This is a genomic window from Oceanobacter sp. ABM4_470 (assembly GCF_056158645.1).
In genome coordinates this window covers 2,910,155-2,926,453 of record NZ_JBSWTR010000001.1, presented here as the reverse complement: position 1 = coordinate 2,926,453, position 16,299 = coordinate 2,910,155, and the positions used below count along the sequence as shown (strand labels likewise).

Here is a 16,299-nt window from a genome sequence, read left to right as displayed (position 1 = left end):
CCAACGCTGTTCTGGCGGCCTGCAGGCCGCGCCCTACGGGGATGGCAGGGCTTGCTGACTCTGTGTCGCTGATTTTTGACTTGACCCGTCAGGCCTGCAAATCAGCTTCGTGATTCAGCGTCGCCCTGTTATCCAGAGCGGGCACCGAGTTATTCAGGGGGGCCCTAGGCCAGACATACACACACCAGTTGATAGATATGATTACTTGGAGAGCAGCCCGGCCGAAAAGTTTTATTCGACCCGGCCGAAGCGGGCCTCGGTTTCCTCTTCGCGCAAGGTCAGTACCTCGTAGCCGTCCCTGGTGACCGCAATGGTGTGCTCCCACTGAGCCGACAGCTTCTTGTCACGGGTGATGACCGTCCAGCCGTCTTTCATATGCTTCAGCTTGCGGTCGCCCTGGTTGATCATCGGCTCGATGGTGAAGGTCATGCCTTCTTCCAGCTTCATGCCAGTGCCCGGCGCGCCGTAGTGTAACACCTGCGGGTCTTCGTGCATTTCGCGGCCAATACCATGGCCACAGTATTCACGTACCACGCTGTAACCGGCTTGCTGAGCCACCTGCTGCACCGCAAAACCGATATCGCCCAGTGTCGCCCCCGGCTTCACCGTTTTGATACCGGCCCACATGGCCTCGTAGGTTTTATCCACCAGACGACGGGCCACTGGCGTGATCTTGCCTACGCAATACATCTTGCTGGAATCGGCAATAAAACCGTTCTTCTCCAGCGTAATATCGCAGTTGATGATATCGCCGTTGCGTAGAATCTGACTCGCCTTCGGCATGCCGTGGCACACCACATGGTTCACCGAGGTGTTCAAACAATACGGGAAATCGTACTGGCCTCGGCTGGCTGGACGGGCGTTCAACTCGTTTTCAATGAAGTCTTCCACCGCCAGATTGATGTCCATGGTACTGACACCCGCTTGCACAAAGTCGTCCAGCATCGCAAACACCTGCGCCAGCAAACGACCGGATTCACGCATCAACTCCAGTTCTTCAGGGTTTTTCACAACCGCATTCATCAGCTGGCCTCTTGCGTTCGTGCCTGATGGTGCTCAGAGCGCAATGACGCCAACGGCAAAGCCTCATTCATCAACAGCTTGCGGGTTAATTCGGCATAACTCAGCTGTGGATAAAACTCCGCCAACATACCAATCTTGATCCAGTACTCTGCCTGCGAATTGATCGACCGCGCCATCACGGCGCTGGCGTCGCGAATCTCTTCATGCAGTTCGTCAGAGATTTTGACGATTCCCATGGTGTCTACCTTTAAGGATGGAAGCAGTGCCTGCTTCGAAATACAAAACATATACGAATTGTATATTTAAACATCCTCCAACATTGTGCTGATAGCAGGGACAGAGCGTTTTGGGGTTTGGTAACGATCGGGTGCTGTGCTCGAGCGGGGCATAGGATGGTGCTCGGGTCACACCCTACGGTACTACGCTGAAAATCAGGGGCTGTGGCAATCTGCCACAAGCCGCAATAGCTGTCTGAAAATCCCGGCCGCAGACTTCAAAAGCCAGCGCCGTTTTTACCCCAGGCCAATCGATCGGAAGTCCCGATTATTACTGGGCTTTGCGGCATTCCATGGATCGAATGGCAAGGTTCTGGAGGCATTATCTTATGTTCATCACGACAACTGTTTACTTCAAAAGCTCATAAAAATGCTTGTTTATCCGACCAAACGCTATTGGCAATTTCAGATTCATCGGTCTAGTATATTTCTTATTGATCTATCGTTATTCCAAAACGAAATAACTCTAAGAGGGCTGATGGATGCAACCGATCGTTACTCACTTTTTCGACGAACCTACCTTTACCTATAGCTACGTGGTGCAGTGCCCAGACACCAACCACTGTGCGATTGTCGACTCAGTGCTGGATTTTGACTACGCATCCGGCAGCACCAATACCGAATCTGCTGACGCGATTCTGGCGTTTATTGAAGCCAACAAACTGACCGTCGACTGGATTCTGGAAACCCACGTGCATGCCGATCACCTGTCGGCAGCGCCTTATCTGGCCGAAAAAACCGGTGCCAAAATCGGCATTGGTGCCCATATCACCACAGTGCAGGAAACCTTCGGTAAGGCGTTTAACGCTGGTACCGAATTTGCCCGTGACGGCAGCCAGTTCGATCAGCTGTTCAACGACGGTGACACCATTGAAGTGGGTAACCTGAAAGGTCAGGCCATGCACACCCCGGGTCACACCCCAGCCTGTATGACCTACGTATTTGGCGATGCCGCATTTGTGGGCGACACCCTGTTTATGCCGGATTACGGCACGGCTCGTTGTGATTTTCCCGGTGGCGATGCCACAACCCTGTTCCGTTCTATCAAACGCCTGTTCGCCTTGCCGGGCGATACCCGTCTGTTCCTGTGTCACGACTACAAGGCGCCGGGTCGTGATGAATACGTTTGCGAAACCAGCGTGGCCGCCGAACGTGAAAGCAACGTCCATGTAAAAGATGGCATCAGTGAAGCGGACTTCGTGAAAATGCGTTCCGAGCGTGACGCCACTCTGGGAATGCCAAGGCTGATTCTGCCGTCGGTGCAGGTAAATATGCGTGCCGGTGACATGCCGGAGCCAGAGGAAAATGGCCAGGTATACCTGAAAGTACCGATTAACCTGTTTTGATCGGCCAACCAAAACAATAACAACAACTTACTCAGCAGCAGGAGTTCAATATGGAAGTACGTTCACTTTCACCTTTTATCAGTGTCAGCCCGCAAATTACCGCCGGTGATGTAGGAATAGCGGCTTCCATGGGCTTCAAGTCGATCATTTGTAATCGACCGGAGAAGGAATCGACTGACCAGCCGGCCACCGATGAAATCCGTCAGGCGGCTGAAAGCCACGGCATGGAATTTCGTTATATGCCGGTCATCTCCGGCAAGGTGACCGATGAAAACGCGGCTGAATTCAAGCAGGCGTTAGAAGCGATGCAAGGTCCAGTGTTGGCGTTCTGTCGTACCGGTACTCGCTGCGCCACCTTGTGGGCATTGTCTGAAGCCGCACATCTGGATGCTGATGCCATTTTGCAGGCCACAAGCAACGCAGGGTATGACCTCGGTGCCCAGCGTGATCGTCTAACGGCCATTCGCCAACAACAGTCTGGTGCTGCACCAAAAGTTGCCGGAAAGCGCCATGAAGTTGTGATTGTTGGCGGTGGTGCTGGTGGCCAGGCCGTGGCCGCCAGTTTGCTGAAACGCCAGCCAGACCTTGATATCGCCATCGTGGAACCGCGCTCCGAGCACTACTACCAGCCCGGCTGGACCCTGGTAGGCGGTGGCGTATTCAAGCGCAGTGATACCGCGCGTCACATGGCCGAAGTGATGCCAGACAAAGCCCGCTGGTATAACGCCGCCGCCGCGACGTTCCAGCCAGAGCACCAACAGGTCACGCTGGAAGATGGCGAAGTATTGCAGTATCGGGTGCTGATTGTGTCACCGGGCTTGTCGCTCAACTGGGATGCGATTGAAGGCGTCAGCGACACCCTGGGTAAAAATGGCGTGACCTCCAACTACAAGTTTGATCTGGCGCCGTATACCTGGGAGCTGGTGCAGAGCACCCGCAAGGGCAAGGCGCTGTTTACCCAGCCGCCAATGCCTATCAAGTGTGCCGGTGCACCGCAAAAAGCCATGTATCTGTCGTGTGATGCCTGGAGCCGAAGCGGTGCGTTGAACAACATCGATGTCGAATTCTGCAATGCGGGTGGTGCGCTGTTTGGCGTTGCTGACTACGTCCCGGCCTTGATGGAGTACGTCAAAAAGTACGGCATACAGCTCAACTTTATGCACAACCTGACGCGGGTGGACGGCAACAGCAAAACTGCAGTGTTCGACGTTACCGATGGCGAAGGCAACGTCAGTCAGGTCGAAAAACAGTTTGACATGATGCACATCTGCCCGCCGCAGAAATCGCCCAAATTTATCGCCGACAGTCCGCTTGCCGACGCCGGTGGCTGGATTGATGTGAACCCGGAAACCCTTCAGCACAAGAAATACGGTGACGTATTTGGGCTGGGTGACGGCGGTAATACACCCAACGCCAAAACCGCGGCAGCAGTGCGCAAGCAAGCGCCTACCGTCGCCGAAAACGTACTGATGGTACTGAACGGTGAGGCCCCGAGAGCGGTGTACGACGGTTACGGTTCCTGCCCGCTAACCGTTGAGCGCGGCAAGATCGTACTGGCTGAATTCTGTTACGGCGGCAAGGTCAGCCCGACCTTCCCAAGCTGGTTGCTAAAAGGCACCGAAGCCACCCGGCTGGCCTGGTTGCTGAAAGAAAAGGCACTGCCGTGGATTTACTGGAACGGCATGCTGAAAGGCCACGAATGGCTGGCCGAGCCAAATATTCTGGCCCATCGCCCGGCGGATCACGAAGCGCTGCCAGCCTGCGACTTCAGCGGCAAAAAATAACCTTGTTGTTCGTATAGCTACAACAGCGACAGTAACAGCAATAGTAACAACGGCCCGCCAAACGACAGCTCAATAGATCTGACAGTCGTTAGGCGGGTTTCAAGCGGGAACAAGCGGGAACAAGCGAGCAGTCTGTCCCGGATTTTTCATCAGGAGCCTGTAGATGCTGGAACGCTATCTACCCATGCTGCAGTGGGCACGACAATACAACCAACAGACGCTGACCAGTGATCTGGTAGCGGCTGTGATCGTGACCATCATGCTGATTCCACAATCCCTTGCCTACGCATTGTTGGCCGGGTTACCGCCGGAAATTGGCCTTTACGCCAGCATTCTGCCGCTGCTGTTTTACACCGTTTTTGGTACCAGCCGCACACTGGCAGTTGGCCCGGTAGCGGTGGTGTCGTTAATGACCGCTGCGGCAGCGGGGAACCTGGCTGCTCAAGGGACTCCTGAATACATCACCGCCGCCATTGCACTGGCGTTTATTTCCGGCCTGATGCTGATCTTGATGGGATTTTTGAAGCTCGGCATGTTGGCCAACTTCCTTAGCCATCCGGTGATCTCGGGCTTCATTACTGCTTCCGGCATCATCATTGCGGCATCCCAGCTGAAGCACATTCTGGGCGTCAGCGCCCATGGCCATAATCTGGTCGAGATTGTTTCTTCGCTGTTCGAACACCTGTCAGAGGTGAACTACCCAACCCTTATTATTGGCGTCACGGCGACCGTGTTCCTGTTCTGGGTACGCAAGCAGTTGAAACCGCTACTGGTCAAAGCCGGACTTGGTCCACGCAGCGCCGACATCGTCGCCAAGGCCGGACCGGTGCTGGCGGTTGCGGTTACTACCGGCGTTACCTACCTGATGGGACTGACGGAATCTGGCGTAAAAGTGGTGGGGGATATTCCGACTGGTTTGCCGGGGCTCACATTACCGGGGTTTGATTTGGAACTGTGGCAGCAGGTAGCGATGTCAGCCTTGTTGATCAGCGTGGTGGGCTTTGTGGAATCGGTGTCGGTGGCGCAAACCCTGGCCGCCAAACGCCGTCAGCGTATCGACCCGAATCAGGAATTGATTGGCCTCGGCAGCGCCAATATCGGCAGTGCAATTTCCGGCGGTTTCCCGGTAACAGGAGGCTTTTCTCGTTCCGTCGTCAACTTTGATGCCGGTGCTGAAACCCCAGCCGCAGGGGCCTTTACCGCCGTCGGTATTGCCATTGCCACACTGGTGCTGACACCACTGATCTTCTTCCTGCCAAAAGCCACGCTGGCTGCCACCATTATTGTTGCCGTGCTGTCGCTGGTGGATCTGGGCGCACTGAAACGCACCTGGGAATTCTCACGCAGCGACTTCGCCGCCATGGCCGCGACCATCATTCTGACACTGGTAGAAGGGGTAGAAGCAGGCATCATAGCGGGCGTTAGCTTGTCGATTTTGCTGCACCTGTACCGCACCTCCACACCACACAGCGCCGTAGTGGGCCGCGTACCGGGTACTGAACACTTCCGCAACGTTGAACGCTTTGACGTAGAAACCGACCCGAAAATACTCACCGTGCGTATCGACGAAAGCCTCTACTTTGCTAACGCCCGTTACCTGGAAGACTGTGTCTACAATCTGGTTGCCAAAAACCAGCAAGCCGAACACCTGATTCTGATGTGCCCGGCCATTAACGGCATCGACGCCTCGGCTCTGGAAAGCCTTGAAGCCATCAACGTACGCTTGAAAGACGGCGGCGTAAAACTGCACCTCACTGAAGTAAAAGGCCCGGTGATGGACCAACTGCGCCGCAGCCATTTCCTGGAAGAACTCAGCGGCCAAGTGTTCCTAAGCCAGAACCTGGCGTGGGAAACCCTTAGAGGGCATTGATTTTCTTTCGTTGCACAGCCCGACGGGCTACGTGTGTTGGCTAAGCCGGTTGCGGCAGCATGCCGTCAACCAGAAAGGACGTCAGCGGAAAGTGAACGGTCTCAGGGTTTCCTACCGCTTTGAAGGTGACCTTGTCGCGGCTGACTTCACACAGCCAGCGTTCCATCGACTCTGGACTGCTGTCAGCAAACGGCCGAGGGGTAAACAAGGCGACGCATGTCAGTGGCGCTGCACTGCGAGCAGACAAATACTCGAATGCCTCAACCCCAGCAGCGCGCATGCTGCTGCCGGTGTGCTGTGACGCGCGATAGTCGCTGGGGTGAGTTAGCACTGCCTGAAATTGATCGAACGGCACTTGCTGTAAGCACACGCCAGCCGTGGTGCGGTAAGACACAGAAAACAGCGTGTGTTCGGTGGTTAAACGGTCCGATGGCCCCGGCAGTGGCATCGCATGCAGAAACACCAGACGGTAGTACGCCGATTCTGTCAGCGTGGCTTCAACCGAACAGCCGCCATAAAACAAGCTGGGCTCGTGCTGTTGGCCAAATCGCGATCCCCACTTCAACGGCGGGTAGCGGAATGGGGTTTTCAGCAAATAATGCAGTGGTTCGTTGGTCAGTGGGTGGTACTGGTGCGGGGCGGGTGGTTTGGCGGACTCCAGCAAGTCTTCCAGTACCGCTTGCTCGTCGAGCGAATCGACATAGTTCAGCGTAGCAACTTGCTCCTGGCTTTCTACCAAGCGCCACAACCGTCCTTCGATGGAGCGAATATGCACTTCACCCTGACATTGCGCCCAGATATCCGTATCTGTGTGAGTCATGCTCAGATCTTGCCTCGCATGGCATCCAAATAGGTGACCACCGTCATCAACCCTTGTACGGATTGCATTTGTTCCGCTGGAATACCGCCAGTGGCCGTGTTGGGGGAGCGCATGAAATGCTTGATCCAGGCACCATCGCCACCGGCCAGCGCATACAAGGCACGGGCAGCCCGAATCAACAGCAATGCCAGCTCGCCTTGCTTCGAAGCCGGGTCCAGCACCCCTTTATCCTTCAGGCGCGATACACTGCTGCGATTGATACCGATCACCTGACCCAACTCCGCTTGCTTTAGCGTCAGCTGCTCGGAAGCCCGAAATAACGCCTTGCAGAGCACGGCAGCAGGATCTGGTTGAAGCTGTGACTGAGCAGACATAACGACTCCAAGCGGTGATTAAACACACCTTATTTTAGGCTTTTGTGTTCAATTTGCACATTGTGAATTGTAAATGTTCATTATGTTCTTCCTAGGCTGAGAAAATAATCCATGGTAGGTCGAATAAAGCCGCGAAGCGGCTGCCATCCGACGTGTTGCATGTGTCGGATGGCACCTTCGGCTTATTCGACCTACATTGGGGCGGTGCTGCGCTCAAGGTAGTGATGCCGTGGTTTTATAGCGATATCAGCGTGTTCTGGGTTAACCTGAAGCGAACTACTCAAAAGGGCACCCCAATGCTGCAAACAGAATCCTTTGCCAATGCCATTTCCTCGTTGCAACGTGCAATGGATGAGTATGAGCGCACGGCCAATGAATTTGTGCGCGATGCCTGTATTCAGCGGTTTGAATATACCTACGATCTTTCTCACAAAATGCTGAAACGCCACCTTGAGATGACCTCTGCAAACCCGGCGGCTGTTGATGGTTACAGCTTTCAGGAGCTGATTCGTACTGGCGCTGAACGAGGTTTGTTGTTGAATAGTTGGGACTGCTGGGCCAAATACCGGCTGGCCAGAAACATCACCAGTCATAGCTACAACGAAGCCAAGGCCTTGGAAGTCTTCCAGCAAATTCCGGACTTTCTGAAAGAGTCTGAACATTTGTTGGCCCGCCTGAACGCCAGCAGCTTTGAGGACTAGATCTGTGAAGAGTGGGTGTATGGAAAAGCAACTCGCTATCAGTTCGTCCGAGCTTCAAACCGTCAAGCAGATTCTGAAGCAACACCTGCCAGCAGCGGCTCATGTTTGGGTATACGGCAGCCGTGCCAACGGCAATGCCAAACGATTTTCAGACCTTGATCTGGCCATCGAACTGGAAGGTGGAAAAACGCTCGACCTTGGCCTGCTTGCCCAGCTGGCAATGGCGTTTGATGAATCCGAACTGCCCTGGAAAGTTGATATCCTCGACATCAATTCAGCTCCTGAATCCTTTCTGGAAACGGCTCGTAACGGGATTCCATTGGAAAGCATCGCCGCTTGAGTGTGATCCACTCATTGCCATACGTAGCCTATCTTGGCTCTGGTGCGGTGTAATACGCCTTCGGCTATTACACCCTACGGCACTGTGCTATTTTTGAACAATTCCTGCGCGAGGGCTCATTATGACCACCACCATGACCATTCAACTCGACTCTGATCTCAAGCAGCGCCTTGATCGGCTGGCTGCTGCCAATCAGCAATCCAGCGATGCGCTGGCGTCCAATGTGTTGAAAGACTTTGTTGAATTGAATGAATGTTAGTCGCAGGAACTGCAAGACGCGATCAAGGAAGCCGATCGCGGCGAATTTGCCACAGCAGCTCAAGTGAAGGAAGCGCTTGGGAAGTAGGCTGCTAGAAAGAGAAGTGTGAGCATCTGATTGCGCCAAAGTGAACGGTGTCACGGTCCGTTGGTTATCTATAGATTAATCTGCCGCTCCGTAAACATTGATTAAGGAGTGATCTGTGCAAAAATCTTATAACGCTTTGCCATACCATCTTGAAGGCAATCTACAAGCACAAGCATTTCAGTTGGCAGAAATTCTAAAATTGCCAAAAACTCTATTGGGAAGAAATCCCGGTGACAAAGAAGTAAGCGCTATGGCAAGCGTTATCATGTATCGGCATTTGGATCGAATTGATCAGCACAAGGCAATGGAAAATATTTACGGCCTTGGAAATCCCAAATTGACCCAGTCTCTTGTTGGTTTAATTATTGATGCTAAGGTAAACCCTCAGTGGGGGATTTGGTCTCTAACAACTGAAGAGCTACTAAGTGATCAGCGATTTCATTCGATGGTCGATTCATATGCAGGCTTTATTGGGCTGACTGCTAGTGGCTTGGGTATATTGGATCAGTTTAAAAAAGTAGTGAAAAGCAAGAAGATGACAAAGGGTGGGTTGGCGATGGTTGCCATTTGGGGGGCTTTTTATTTCAATCACACAGAACTGGATAAAAGTAATGAGGAGATTGCGAGAAGATCCTCAATTAAAAGTTCGGAACTCTATAGATGATTCTGGCTTTTGGCTATTTGGTTTTTGTTGCGGCGGCGATATCATTCTTCTATTTGGAGTCTCCGCCGGAACGAAGGACAGTTATTTTTTTTATTGTTCTTTTTATGATGGTCTTTCGTGAGCCTGTTTTTGAGGTTTTGAGGAGGATGAGGAAATGATTAAATTTTTTGGGCTTGTATTGGCTCAAATGTTATTTTTTCACGCTGCTTTGGCTGGTGATGTATTGTGTGACTTTTCTGGGCAAGAAGAAATCCGTGTGACGGATATTGATTTGCTCAATAATGCTGCTTATTACAACGTGGTTTTTCAGGGCGAGAGCTTCCGGATGGGGGCAGATGTTTTGGATAGTAAGCTATGTGGTCAGGCCTTTAACGGTAAATGTCAAGGTACATCTCAGCTACTTTCTGGCTATGTCATTTCCTTTGAAAGTAGCTATCCCTATATTCTTGAGAAGAAAGTAACTAACTCGGAGAGCTCGGCGGCTTTTAAATTCCGTGGTTGGAGTGAAAGTATAGGTGGTATTATGATCGGCCTCTCGGTGAGGAAACTCGGACCGAATGTAGTTGTAGGTAAAGTCGTGGATTCTACAGCGAGTTCTGGGTTGTCACTTGAGAAACTGGAAAGGCTTTCATCTTTATTTATTGACCGTTGTGAAATACTTCCTCAATGATGGGGGGAGGGAAACGACGCAGAAAATGAACACTCCACCCCGAACCTTGGCCACCCCGGCCGTATTGATGGCACTCGTGAACTGGTGGTTCCCAATACCCGCTACATCATTCCTTATCGGCTTAACTCCGGATTGCAGCAAATTGAAATCTTGCGGGTGTTCCATACCTCGAGGCGATTGCCCGGGCAGCGGTGATGCGTTCTACTTGCTGTGATACTGAATAGAAAACCACAATAATTTATTTTTCAATACTATTATATTTTTCACTGATCTGTTCATTGGAGATTTCATTTCTAATTGTTCTGATTTTGTGCCACTTTCCTGGTGATATTTTGAATGATATGAAGAATGTGTCTTGGGTTTGAAAGGAAACGTTTTCTATTAGGTTGCAGTTTTCCAGGATTGATATTAGCGCACCTGTTTGATCAGTTACTTCGTTACTGGTTATTTTGTTTGGTCTTTTGTCGGTGAAGTCAAAGAGTTCTTGTACGGCGTTCTCTCGATAAATCAGTGACTTTAAATCTTTTGAAGGTTGTTTTATTAACTTGGAGTTTGTACGACTGGCGGATAGGAAGTACTTTGATTTAGCTTGTTCTATTGTTAGTTTATGGGTTAAAGACTTTATGTTTAATTCTGATGCTTGTTGGGCTGATTTTTGTGATTCCTCGGCTAGGTTAAGCTTCTCTCTGAGGAAGTTGGCCTCATTTGATATTTCATTTACTCTAATTGTTTCGTCATTGTTTTGAATTTTATACTCTCTCAGTTCTTCTAATTCTTCGTTAAGCTGTTTTATTTTGAAAGGTGACCAGTTGTGATAATTCGAAACTAATTCTGTTAATTCTCTTTCTCTTGATGCTGTTTCACTCTCTCTTTTGGCTAGCTTGTTGTACTCGTCGATAGACACAAAGCCTTTTAGATTTGTTATTCTGGCTAGTGCAATGTTAGCTCTATTTGCTCCTCCCCATATTAAGGCGGATAATGCTTGGCCTGCTCCATATAGAGTTAGCATTCCTAAGGAAAATGATATTACTTTTAAGAAGAATTCTAGCCAGTCTATGATGCTGCGTGTTTTTAAATTTGATAATGCTGACTTTTGGGTCTCCCAGTCACCTGATAAAAATATATCTCCCAATGTTTCGGCATTGAAGTAGATGGCGAAGAAAATAGTGAAGGTTGTGAAAGGTGTGTAGAGCTTGGATTTTATTGTCGGGTCTTGAGGCAATAAAATTTCAGGAATTTTCTGAATCATAGGCAGTCCCTTGGTTGTGTATCTCAGTGCCGTAGGATGTATTAACGGAACGCGTAATACATCAAATGTAGCGGTGTAATACGCCTCCGGCTATTACACCCTACGGCTTCGCGGTAGAAGCTCGTTGTAGGAGCGAATTTATTCGCGAATGACGTTACGCGTTTCGATTCGCTCTAAGGCCGACAAAGCCTGAAAGCGTCGGACGTCTGGCTTCAGACGTCCGACAAGCTAAAAGCTTACCCCAACTCTTCCAGCTTCTTCTTCAGTACTTCCATCACCACTTGCGGGTTTACCCCAGCAGCGGCTTTACGGGTGAGGCCGATGAATGGGCCCATGGCTTTGCCACGTTTTTCAACCGGGGTGTTGAGATAGCCTTCAACCAGTTTCGGGTTGTTGGCCAGTACTTCAGCAACGATGGCTTCGATAGCGCCGGTATCGGACACCTGTTTCAGGCCCATGCTGTCGACCAGTGCGTCCACACACTCAACTGTGCTGTCGCCCTTACCTTCAACCAATGCATTGAAGACTTCCTTGGCGCCGCCGTTGTTGAGGGTGCTGTCTTTAATCAGGGTCAGCAGGCGGCCGAGTTGTTCGGCGGTCACTGGCAGTTCGCTGATGCTGATTTCCAGACGGTTGAGGGTGGCGGAGACGTCGCCTTGTACCCAGTTGGCGGCCAGTTTGTAGTCGCCTGCCAGTTCGGCGGCGGTTTCAAAGTAGTCAGCTAACGCGCGGTCGGCAGACAGTACGCCAGCGTCGACGGCGCTGAGGCCGTGGTCGGCGACGAAGCGAGCGCGTTTGGCGTCTGGCAGTTCTGGCAGGGTCTGACGTACGGCTTCAATGTAGTCGTCGTCGATGATCACTGGCAGCAGGTCCGGGCACGGGAAGTAGCGGTAGTCGTTTTCTACTTCCTTGGAGCGCATGGAGCGGGTTTCGTTTTTGTCGGCGTCGTACAGGCGGGTTTCCTGAGTGATTTTGCCGCCGTCTTCGAGGATGTCCATTTGACGCTCGATTTCGGATTCGATGGCACGCTCAACGTTACGGAAGGAGTTCACGTTCTTGATTTCGGTACGGGTACCGAATTCTTCCTGGCCTTTCGGACGCAGGGAAACGTTACAGTCGCAGCGCATGGAGCCCTGGGACAGGTCGCCGTCACAAATGCCCAGATAGGTGACGATGCTGTGCATCTTCTTGAAGTAGGCGGCGGCTTCCTTGGCGGTACGCAGTTCCGGTTCGGAGACGATTTCTACCAGCGGGGTACCGGCACGGTTCAGGTCGATGCCGGACATGCCGTCAAAGCCTTCGTGCACGGATTTACCAGCATCTTCTTCCAGGTGCGCACGGGTTACGTTGATGCGCTTGGTCTCACCGTTGTCCAGCTCGATGTCGATGTGGCCCATGCCAACGGTCGGGTAGTGCAGCTGGGTGGTCTGGTAGCCCTTCGGTGAATCCGGGTAGAAGTAGTTCTTGCGGTCGAACACGCTGCGCTTGCCAATGTCGGCGTCGATGGCGAGGCCGAATTTGACTGCCATGCGCAGGGCTTCTTCGTTGAACACTGGCAATACGCCCGGCAGGCCGAGGTCGACGGCGCAGGCCTGGGTGTTGGCGTCGGCACCGTATTGGGTGGAAGCGCCAGAGAAAATTTTGGATTTGGTGGCCAGCTGAGCGTGAATCTCAAGGCCAATTACAACTTCCCATTCCATGATTGCGCTCCTTATGCCAGATCCGCTGGCGTTTGCTGGTGCCAGTCGGTTACTTGTTGGAATTGATGGCCCAGGTTTAGCAGACGGGCTTCGTCGAAGTAGTTGCCGATGATTTGCAGACCAACCGGCAGGCCGTCGATCTGGCCACATGGAATGGACATGCCCGGCAAACCGGCCAGGTTTAGAGCGATGGTGAAGATGTCTTCGAGGTACATGGCCACCGGGTCGTCGGTCTTTTCACCGGCCTTGAAGGCTGGAGTCGGGGCGGTTGGGCCCATGATGACGTCAACTTCCTTGAAGGCTTCAACGAAGTCGTTTTTCACCAGACGACGTACCTGCTGGGCTTGCTTGTAGTAGGCGTCGTAGAAACCGGCAGACAGGGTGTAGGCACCGACCATGATGCGGCGCTTCACTTCTTCACCGAAGCCTTCGCCACGGGAGCGCTTGAACAGGTCGGCCACGTCTTGCGGGTCTTCGCAGCGGTAGCCAAAGCGCACGCCGTCCATACGGGACAGGTTGGCGGAACATTCGGCCGGGGCAATTACGTAGTAGGAAGGGATCGCCAGGTGAGTGTTCGGCAGGCTGATCTCTTTAACGGTGGCGCCCATTTTTTCGTATTCGGCTACGGCGGCACGAATGTGGTCTTTCATTTCGGCGCTGACGTCGTCACTGAAATACTCTTTTGGCAGGCCAATGGTCAGGCCTTCAACGGAGTTGTTCAGGGTGGCGGTGTAGTCCGGGATTTCGTGGTCAACGCAGGTGGAGTCCTTGGCGTCGAAGCTGGCCATCACGTTAAGCATCATGGCGGCGTCTTCGGCGGTTTTGGCGATTGGACCACCCTGATCCAGCGAGGAAGCGTAGGCAATCATGCCCCAGCGGGATACACGGCCGTAGGTCGGCTTGATGCCGGTCACGCCACAGAACGAGGCTGGCTGACGGATAGAGCCACCGGTATCCGTGCCGGTAGCACCCGGAACCAGACGTGCGGCAACGGCAGCGGCAGAACCACCGGAAGAACCGCCCGGTACGTGGTCTTGCGCCCACGGGTTTTTCACTGGGCCGTAGAAGGATTTTTCGTTGGACGAGCCCATGGCAAATTCGTCCATGTTCAGCTTACCGAGTGACACCGCACCGGCGGCCTTGAAGTTGGCGGCAACGGTGGAGTCATACGGGGCAACGAAGTTGCTGAGCATTTTCGAGCCACAAGTGGTCAGCACGCCGTTGGTGCAGAACACGTCTTTGTGTGCAATCGGCACGCCAGTCCATGGGCCTGCGTTGCCAGCAGCGCGGGCTTCGTCGGCGGCTTTGGCTTGTGCCAGTGCTTCGTCACGGGTCACGGTGATGAAGCTGTTGTAGGTGCTATCGAGTTGTTCGATGCGGTCGAGCAGGTATTCGGTGATCTCAACGCTGGTGTATTTGCCAGCAGCCAGATCGCTCGAAATTTCGGCAATGGTTTTGTTGTGCATGGGAGCCAGTCCTGTTCGTTGTGTCGCGCGGCGATCACAACGTGAATCCTGTAGTAATTCGGGGCTAATTGGACGCTTTGTGAAAATCTTTACACAGGCGGGAACTCTTGCCTGTGCCGCTAACCCAATAAGCTCACCAGTTGTTTTTCGCTGGTAGTGTTAGCTGCGCTAACAGTCCGGCCTTATTCGACCACTCTCGGAACCAGATAGTGGCCGCGGTCGGTGGCAGGGGCGATCTGCTGGAAATGCTCGCGCTGATTTTCTTCGGTAACCACATCGGCGCGCAGACGCTGAACGGCGTCCAGCGGGTGAGCCATGGGTTCAACGCCGTCGGTGTCGGCGGCAGACAGCTGATCGACCAGATCCAGGATGCTGCTGAGGTTCTTCTGATAGTCGGCGATTTGGGTTTCGTCGATTTGCAGACGGCACAGTTCGGCGATGTTCCGTACCTGATCTTGATCCAGAGCCATGCAGGTTCTCCAGTGTTTTGACTTGGTTGCAAAGCAGCCGAGCCTAGCACAAATGCGCCTTGCTCTAAATCCCTGCCATTGCTAGAGTTAGCGCAATTTTTTGCGCCAGATATACACAGGATACGGCAGGATGTTCAAAGCACTTCGAGGCATGTTCTCCAGCGATTTATCGATCGACCTGGGAACCGCAAATACCCTGGTCTATATGAAAGAAAAGGGTATCGTCCTCAACGAGCCTTCGGTGGTTGCTATTCGACTTCAGGGACATCAGCGCAGCGTTGCCGCCGTTGGTATGGAAGCCAAGCGTATGTTGGGTCGTACTCCGGCCAACATCCAGGCCATCCGCCCAATGAAAGACGGTGTGATTGCCGACTTCGAAGTCACCGAAAAAATGTTGCAGGAATTCATCAAGCGGGTTCACGAATCCAGCTTCCTGACGCCAAGCCCACGCGTGGTGGTATGTGTGCCGTATCAGGCCACCAAGGTGGAGCGTAAGGCCATTCGTGATTCCGTACTGGGCGCGGGTGCCAGCAAGGCGTACCTGATTCATGAACCAATGGCGGCGGCTATTGGCGCTGGCCTGCCAGTCGACGAAGCCCGGGGGTCCATGGTGGTGGATATCGGTGGTGGTACCACTGAAATCGCCATTATCTCTCTCAGCGGTGTGGTATACGCCGAATCCATCAAGGTGGGTGGTGACCGTTTCGACGAGGCCATCGTTGCCTACGTTCGTCGTCACTACGGCAGCCTGATCGGTGAATCCACAGCAGAACGCATCAAGCAGGAAATCGGTACCGCGTATCCGGGTGCTGAGGTTCGCGAGATCGACGTTCGTGGTCGTAACCTGGCGGAAGGTATTCCACGCAGCTTTACCCTGAACTCCAACGAGATTCTGGAAGCCCTGCAAGAGTCTCTGGCGGCGATTGTTCAGGCGGTCAAGAGCGCGCTGGAGCAATCCCCACCGGAACTGGCGTCCGACGTTGCCGAGCGCGGCATGGTACTGACCGGTGGTGGCGCACTGCTGCGTGATCTCGACAAGCTGCTGAGCGAAGAAACCGGTTTGCCGGTATTGGTTGCTGAAGATCCGCTGACCTGTGTGGCCCGTGGTGGTGGTAAATTCCTCGAAACAGCCTCTGAAAAATCGCTGGAAATCCTGGCTCTGGAATAACACGCACTGTATTCAGCCCTGCTTCTGCCGAGG

Annotated in this window: 17 protein-coding genes and 1 pseudogene; 10 read left to right on the top strand and 8 right to left on the bottom strand. The window is 52.9% G+C overall.

Annotation, left to right across the window (positions count from 1 at the left end; genetic code table 11):
- Positions 1-231: 231 nt before the first annotated feature.
- Together map and ACXADJ_RS12890 are read right to left on the bottom strand one after the other, a co-directional pair.
- Positions 232-1,023 carry a type I methionyl aminopeptidase gene (map, locus tag ACXADJ_RS12895; RefSeq protein ID WP_475066537.1) on the bottom strand — a complete coding sequence of 264 codons (792 nt, stop codon included), beginning with the start codon at positions 1,021-1,023 and terminating at the stop codon, positions 232-234.
- A complete protein-coding gene (locus tag ACXADJ_RS12890) occupies positions 1,023-1,259 on the bottom strand; it encodes a ParD-like family protein (protein WP_028293164.1) in 237 nt (78 codons plus the stop codon). The genes map and ACXADJ_RS12890 overlap by 1 nt, the downstream gene beginning before the upstream one ends.
- A gap of 521 nt (positions 1,260-1,780) precedes the next feature.
- Here ACXADJ_RS12890 and ACXADJ_RS12885 point away from each other — a divergent pair.
- The 3 genes from ACXADJ_RS12885 (at position 1,781) to ACXADJ_RS12875 (ending at position 6,298) form a co-directional block, all read left to right on the top strand.
- A complete protein-coding gene (locus ACXADJ_RS12885; RefSeq protein WP_475066535.1) occupies positions 1,781-2,644 on the top strand; it encodes an MBL fold metallo-hydrolase in 864 nt (287 codons plus the stop codon).
- A gap of 50 nt (positions 2,645-2,694) precedes the next feature.
- Complete coding sequence (locus ACXADJ_RS12880) at positions 2,695-4,428, top strand: bifunctional protein tyrosine phosphatase family protein/NAD(P)/FAD-dependent oxidoreductase (RefSeq protein ID WP_475066533.1); 1,734 nt, start codon at positions 2,695-2,697, stop codon at positions 4,426-4,428.
- Positions 4,429-4,591: 163 nt separating this feature from the next.
- The gene (locus ACXADJ_RS12875; RefSeq protein WP_475066531.1) at positions 4,592-6,298 is read left to right on the top strand and encodes a SulP family inorganic anion transporter; all 1,707 of its coding nucleotides are present in this window, start codon (positions 4,592-4,594) and stop codon (positions 6,296-6,298) included.
- Between the two features lie 40 nt (positions 6,299-6,338).
- Here the strand turns inward: ACXADJ_RS12875 and ACXADJ_RS12870 are convergent, their stop codons facing one another.
- Positions 6,339-7,118, bottom strand: coding sequence for an RES family NAD+ phosphorylase (locus ACXADJ_RS12870; protein ID WP_475066529.1), 780 nt, complete (start codon positions 7,116-7,118; stop codon positions 6,339-6,341).
- A 2-nt stretch (positions 7,119-7,120) separates the two neighbouring features.
- Complete coding sequence (locus tag ACXADJ_RS12865) at positions 7,121-7,492, bottom strand: MbcA/ParS/Xre antitoxin family protein (protein ID WP_475066527.1); 372 nt, start codon at positions 7,490-7,492, stop codon at positions 7,121-7,123.
- A 161-nt stretch (positions 7,493-7,653) separates the two neighbouring features.
- Here ACXADJ_RS12865 and ACXADJ_RS12860 point away from each other — a divergent pair, with 161 nt between their 5' ends.
- The 6 genes and pseudogenes from ACXADJ_RS12860 to ACXADJ_RS12835 all read left to right on the top strand — a co-directional run.
- A complete protein-coding gene (locus tag ACXADJ_RS12860; RefSeq protein ID WP_475066523.1) occupies positions 7,654-8,193 on the top strand; it encodes a nucleotidyltransferase substrate binding protein in 540 nt (179 codons plus the stop codon).
- Between the two features lie 19 nt (positions 8,194-8,212).
- The gene (locus ACXADJ_RS12855; protein WP_475066522.1) at positions 8,213-8,533 is read left to right on the top strand and encodes a nucleotidyltransferase family protein; all 321 of its coding nucleotides are present in this window, start codon (positions 8,213-8,215) and stop codon (positions 8,531-8,533) included.
- Between the two features lie 121 nt (positions 8,534-8,654).
- Positions 8,655-8,792 (top strand): ribbon-helix-helix domain-containing protein, encoded by a 138-nt coding sequence (locus tag ACXADJ_RS12850; protein ID WP_475066520.1) that lies wholly within the window; start codon positions 8,655-8,657, stop codon positions 8,790-8,792.
- Between the two features lie 202 nt (positions 8,793-8,994).
- Entirely contained in the window at positions 8,995-9,543 is a 549-nt protein-coding gene (locus ACXADJ_RS12845) for a hypothetical protein (RefSeq protein WP_475066518.1), read from the top strand.
- Positions 9,544-9,697: 154 nt separating this feature from the next.
- Entirely contained in the window at positions 9,698-10,213 is a 516-nt protein-coding gene (locus ACXADJ_RS12840) for a hypothetical protein (RefSeq protein ID WP_475066516.1), read from the top strand.
- 42 nt (positions 10,214-10,255) lie between these two features.
- Positions 10,256-10,408: pseudogene (locus tag ACXADJ_RS12835) on the top strand (type II toxin-antitoxin system RelE/ParE family toxin); the annotation flags it as partial.
- A gap of 43 nt (positions 10,409-10,451) precedes the next feature.
- Here ACXADJ_RS12835 and ACXADJ_RS12830 read toward each other — a convergent pair.
- From ACXADJ_RS12830 to gatC, 4 genes are all read right to left on the bottom strand, one after another.
- On the bottom strand, positions 10,452-11,462 hold the full coding sequence (locus ACXADJ_RS12830) for a hypothetical protein (RefSeq protein ID WP_475066514.1): 1,011 nt from the start codon (positions 11,460-11,462) through the stop codon (positions 10,452-10,454).
- 236 nt (positions 11,463-11,698) lie between these two features.
- Entirely contained in the window at positions 11,699-13,162 is a 1,464-nt protein-coding gene (gene gatB / locus ACXADJ_RS12825; protein ID WP_475066512.1) for an Asp-tRNA(Asn)/Glu-tRNA(Gln) amidotransferase subunit GatB, read from the bottom strand.
- A gap of 11 nt (positions 13,163-13,173) precedes the next feature.
- Positions 13,174-14,628: an Asp-tRNA(Asn)/Glu-tRNA(Gln) amidotransferase subunit GatA gene (gene gatA / locus ACXADJ_RS12820; RefSeq protein WP_475066510.1), complete on the bottom strand. Its 1,455-nt coding sequence runs from the start codon at positions 14,626-14,628 to the stop codon at positions 13,174-13,176.
- Positions 14,629-14,810: 182 nt separating this feature from the next.
- A complete protein-coding gene (gene gatC, locus ACXADJ_RS12815; RefSeq protein ID WP_028293174.1) occupies positions 14,811-15,098 on the bottom strand; it encodes an Asp-tRNA(Asn)/Glu-tRNA(Gln) amidotransferase subunit GatC in 288 nt (95 codons plus the stop codon).
- Between the two features lie 130 nt (positions 15,099-15,228).
- Here gatC and ACXADJ_RS12810 point away from each other — a divergent pair, with 130 nt between their 5' ends.
- Positions 15,229-16,266, top strand: a complete 1,038-nt coding sequence (locus tag ACXADJ_RS12810; protein WP_475066508.1) for a rod shape-determining protein — start codon at positions 15,229-15,231, stop codon at positions 16,264-16,266.
- Positions 16,267-16,299: the final 33 nt, after the last annotated feature.

Coding starts and splice junctions, on each gene's coding strand:
- map (WP_475066537.1), bottom strand. CDS start 1,023: ATGAATGCGGTTGTGAAAAACCCTGAAGAACTGGAGTTGATGCGTGAA.
- ACXADJ_RS12890 (WP_028293164.1), bottom strand. CDS start 1,259: ATGGGAATCGTCAAAATCTCTGACGAACTGCATGAAGAGATTCGCGAC.
- ACXADJ_RS12885 (WP_475066535.1), top strand. CDS start 1,781: ATGCAACCGATCGTTACTCACTTTTTCGACGAACCTACCTTTACCTAT.
- ACXADJ_RS12880 (WP_475066533.1), top strand. CDS start 2,695: ATGGAAGTACGTTCACTTTCACCTTTTATCAGTGTCAGCCCGCAAATT.
- ACXADJ_RS12875 (WP_475066531.1), top strand. CDS start 4,592: ATGCTGGAACGCTATCTACCCATGCTGCAGTGGGCACGACAATACAAC.
- ACXADJ_RS12870 (WP_475066529.1), bottom strand. CDS start 7,118: ATGACTCACACAGATACGGATATCTGGGCGCAATGTCAGGGTGAAGTG.
- ACXADJ_RS12865 (WP_475066527.1), bottom strand. CDS start 7,492: ATGTCTGCTCAGTCACAGCTTCAACCAGATCCTGCTGCCGTGCTCTGC.
- ACXADJ_RS12855 (WP_475066522.1), top strand. CDS start 8,213: ATGGAAAAGCAACTCGCTATCAGTTCGTCCGAGCTTCAAACCGTCAAG.
- ACXADJ_RS12850 (WP_475066520.1), top strand. CDS start 8,655: ATGACCACCACCATGACCATTCAACTCGACTCTGATCTCAAGCAGCGC.
- ACXADJ_RS12840 (WP_475066516.1), top strand. CDS start 9,698: ATGATTAAATTTTTTGGGCTTGTATTGGCTCAAATGTTATTTTTTCAC.
- ACXADJ_RS12830 (WP_475066514.1), bottom strand. CDS start 11,462: ATGATTCAGAAAATTCCTGAAATTTTATTGCCTCAAGACCCGACAATA.
- gatB (WP_475066512.1), bottom strand. CDS start 13,162: ATGGAATGGGAAGTTGTAATTGGCCTTGAGATTCACGCTCAGCTGGCC.
- gatA (WP_475066510.1), bottom strand. CDS start 14,628: ATGCACAACAAAACCATTGCCGAAATTTCGAGCGATCTGGCTGCTGGC.
- gatC (WP_028293174.1), bottom strand. CDS start 15,098: ATGGCTCTGGATCAAGATCAGGTACGGAACATCGCCGAACTGTGCCGT.
- ACXADJ_RS12810 (WP_475066508.1), top strand. CDS start 15,229: ATGTTCAAAGCACTTCGAGGCATGTTCTCCAGCGATTTATCGATCGAC.